Origin of the sequence: Bacillus sp. SIMBA_008, from assembly GCF_046535495.1 — a bacterium.
Lineage (GTDB): Bacteria > Bacillota > Bacilli > Bacillales > Bacillaceae > Bacillus > Bacillus subtilis.
The window spans coordinates 1-260 of sequence record NZ_JAWRWL010000716.1 but is presented as its reverse complement, the minus strand read 5'-3'; the positions used below and the strand labels follow the sequence as shown (position 1 = coordinate 260).

Genomic DNA, 260 nt, shown 5'->3' with positions numbered 1-260 from the left:
CGACTTACCGACACCCTTCGACACTTAAAGCGTACAACATACCCTATCCCCCAAGCAATTTACTGCCGAACTCTACGATTAAAAAGATAACTAATAGGATCGCGAGTATCTTTAATGCTACATATGCTACTTTAAAAACAGCATAAATGAGCAAGACTATTAAAAGAATCGTTAAAATTTCCATCTAGAATTCCTCCAAGCTTTGCTCTGCTTATCTTATTTTACTCGCCTCAGACTTTTTATGGAACGGCATAAGACGA

General features: G+C 37.7%; 1 protein-coding gene. It reads right to left on the bottom strand.

Annotated elements, in window-relative coordinates; translation table 11 throughout:
* Nucleotides 1-43: 43 nt before the first annotated feature.
* Nucleotides 44-184: a DUF3985 family protein gene (locus SB658_RS25120; protein ID WP_410603132.1), complete on the bottom strand. Its 141-nt coding sequence runs from the start codon at nucleotides 182-184 to the stop codon at nucleotides 44-46.
* Nucleotides 185-260: the final 76 nt, after the last annotated feature.